This is a genomic window from Melaminivora alkalimesophila (genome assembly GCF_000282995.1).
Taxonomy (GTDB): Bacteria; Pseudomonadota; Gammaproteobacteria; order Burkholderiales; family Burkholderiaceae_C; genus Melaminivora; species Melaminivora alkalimesophila.
The window spans coordinates 1-2,746 of sequence record NZ_ALEE01000488.1 but is presented as its reverse complement, the minus strand read 5'-3'; the positions used below and the strand labels follow the sequence as shown (position 1 = coordinate 2,746).

Below are 2,746 nucleotides of genomic sequence, written 5' to 3'. Positions count from 1 at the left end.
CCTTGGCCGGCTGCGGCGGCGGCAGTGGCGACGGCAACGACTCCGGTGGCGGCCAGGGTCCGGTGGATCCGCCGGTCGACCCGCCCCCGGTGCAGCTGGAGCTGCTGCTGGAGGCGCGTGAACTGCAGCACGTCAAGCGCGCCGCCATCGCCACCGCGCTGCAGGAAGGCCAAAGCAAGCTCTCGGAAGTGGCGCCGCCGCGCTATTCCGTGGCCACCTACCGCCTGGTCTACCGCACGGTGGACAAGGACGGCGCCCCGGTGCGCGCCTCCGGGCTGGTGGCGGTGCCGCAAAAGCCCGCCGGCAGCAGCAGCCCGGTCATCAGCTACCAGCACGCCACCACCTTCCAGAATGCCAACGCGCCCAGCATCAACCTCCAGCCGGGCGAGCCGCCGCTGGTGCTGGCCTCGCTGGGCTACATCGTGGTGGCGGCGGACTACGTGGGCTTCGGCGAGAGCCAGGGGCTGCCGCACCCCTACCTGCAGTCCGACGCCACGGCGCGCGCGGTGCTGGACATGATCGGCGCGGCGCAGGAATGGCGCCGGCTAGAGCGGGTGCCGGACAACGGCCAGCTGTACCTGGTGGGCTACTCCGAGGGCGGCTACGCCACCATGGCGGCGCAGCGCGAGATGGAACGCTCGGGCAGCCCGCTGCGCGCCCAGCTGCAGGCCAGCCTGCCCGCCGCCGGGCCCTACGACGTGCAGGCCACGCTGGACGGGCTGCTCGGGCGGGTGCGCGAGGAATACCCGGAGATCGCCTGGCTGCTCAAGCCCGGCACGCTCAAGCACCTGGGCAGCAAGGTGCGCGCCGAGGTGCGCCGCGCGCTCTTGCGCGAGCTCACGCCGGACGACGCCGACGTGGCCTACGACGCGCGCTTCATCGACCACTACCTGGCGGACGACCGCGACGCGCTGCGCGAGCAGGCGAGCGTGCATTGGGGCTGGACACCGGGCGCGCCGGTGTTCCTGTTCCACGGGCGCGACGACCAGACCGTGCCCTTCGCCGCCTCCGAATCGGCGCGCGACACCCTCGTGGCCACGCAGGGCGCGCCGGTGCAGCTGCAGGAGTGCGAGCGCACCGTGCCGGCGGGCCACCTGCAATGCGTGCCGGAATACTTCGAGCATGCGCTGCAGGTGATGGGCCGCACGGCCTCCGACCTCTAGGATCCGCCAGGCGGCGCGCCCAGCTGCGCCTGGGCGCCCGCCGGTCCGCCACCCAGGGGACTGGCGCGGCACAGCGCCATCCAGACGTCGAAGGGCAGCGTGCAGCGCACGTGCCGCGCGGGCCGCAGCAGCTCGAAGCGCCCGCCCTCGCCTTCGGCATCCAGGCTGCCGTGCAGCACCCAGACGCCGAACTCCGGCGGCAGCTCCTCCGGCTCCGCCGTGCCGACCGGGAAGACGTAGTAGCACTCCTCGCACAGCCACTGGTAGGCGCGGCGCTTGGCTGCATGGCGCAGGTCCGACAGCAGGTCGGCGCGGCTCGCCTTGACCTCGTGCACCATCGGCCGCAGGTAGGCCGGCACGGTGGTGTGGCGGATGGAGAACAGATCCGGGCGTGCCACGCGCCACAGGCGGGCGGCGCGGCGCGCGGCCGGGGTCGGCGCGCCCGCCTCCTCGTCCGACCACAGCGTGGCCGCGGGCGCGGCCATCTTCTGCGGCACGTTCTCTTCGGGCGCCGCGCCTCCGGCTGGCCCCGGATCCTGCGTGCTCCCTTCCACGGCGGCGCGCAGCGCCAGTTCGCGCCAGACGATGCGCCCGGCCGGCAGCAGCTGGCGGCGCGCGAAGGCCAGCGCCAGCCGGTCGTGCGCGCTTTCGCGTCGCAGGCCGGCGCGCCGCGCCTCGGCCAGCCAGGCAACCCCTGCCTCCGTCACGCGCAGAAACGGATGGCCCTCGGCGGTCTCGCGGCGTTCCAGCAGGCCCGCCGCCAGCAGGTCGATCTCCAGCCCGTCCTGGCAGGGCCAGCCGGCCGAGCGCCACAGCTGCAGCAGGCGGGTGCGGTGCTGGCGGGTGAGCGCCGGGGCAGAAGGCATGGCGCTAGGAGGCGCGCACCACGCGCAGCACTTCCTCGCCGTACTTCTCCAGCTTGCTGGTGCCCATGCCGCTTACGCCCTGCAGGTCCGCCAGCGAGCGGGGGTTGCGCTCGGCCAGCGCCGCCAGGGTGGCGTCGTGGAAGATCACGTAGGCCGGCAGGTTGTGCTCGCGCGCCACCTCGGCGCGCCAGGCCTTGAGGTTGATGAAGCGCACCTGCGCGTCCGGATCCAGGTTGGCGGCGGCTGCCGGCGGTGCGCCGGCGCGGCGCGAGCGGCGCGGGGCCGCCTGGGCCGTGGCCTCGCGCAGCAGCACCGCCTGCTCGCCGCGCAGCACCGGGCGCGCGGCCGGCGTCAGCGTCAGGGTGTCGAAGCCGTGCCCCGACTCCAGCACCACCCGCTGCACCCCCACCGCCCCCAGCGCCAGCAGCTGGCGCAGCACGCCGCGCAGCTGCACCTCGGAGTACTCGCGCCCCAGGCCGAAGGTCGAGAGCCGCTCGTGGCCGAACTGCGCCACCTTGTCGGTCGCGCGCCCGCGCACCACGTCCAGCAGGTGCCCGATGCCGAAGTTCACGCCGCTGCTCGCCTCGCGCACGCGGTAGATGGTCGACAGCAGCTTGCGCGCTGCGTCCGTGCCGTCCCACACGGCCGGCGGCTGCAGACAGTTGTCGCAATTGCCGCAGGGCCCCGAGGCCTCGCCGAAGTACTGCAGCAGCCGCT

Annotated in this window: 3 protein-coding genes; 1 reads left to right on the top strand and 2 read right to left on the bottom strand. The window is 74.3% G+C overall.

Annotated elements, in window-relative coordinates; genetic code table 11:
* Positions 1-1,163: alpha/beta hydrolase family protein (locus tag A612_RS09620; RefSeq protein WP_019374285.1), on the top strand; the 1,163-nt coding region annotated here is incomplete at its 5' end.
* Here A612_RS09620 and A612_RS09615 read toward each other — a convergent pair.
* Together A612_RS09615 and A612_RS09610 are read right to left on the bottom strand one after the other, a co-directional pair.
* Positions 1,160-2,029, bottom strand: coding sequence for a hypothetical protein (locus A612_RS09615; protein ID WP_019374284.1), 870 nt, complete (start codon positions 2,027-2,029; stop codon positions 1,160-1,162). The two genes, A612_RS09620 and A612_RS09615, sit on opposite strands and share 4 nt — an antisense overlap.
* Positions 2,030-2,033: 4 nt before the next feature.
* On the bottom strand, positions 2,034-2,746 hold a 713-nt coding region (locus A612_RS09610), incomplete at its 5' end, for an RQC domain-containing protein (protein WP_019374283.1).

Excerpts from the sequence above, each read along its gene's own strand:
- A612_RS09615 (WP_019374284.1), bottom strand. The coding sequence starts at position 2,029 with ATGCCTTCTGCCCCGGCGCTCACCCGCCAGCACCGCACCCGCCTGCTG.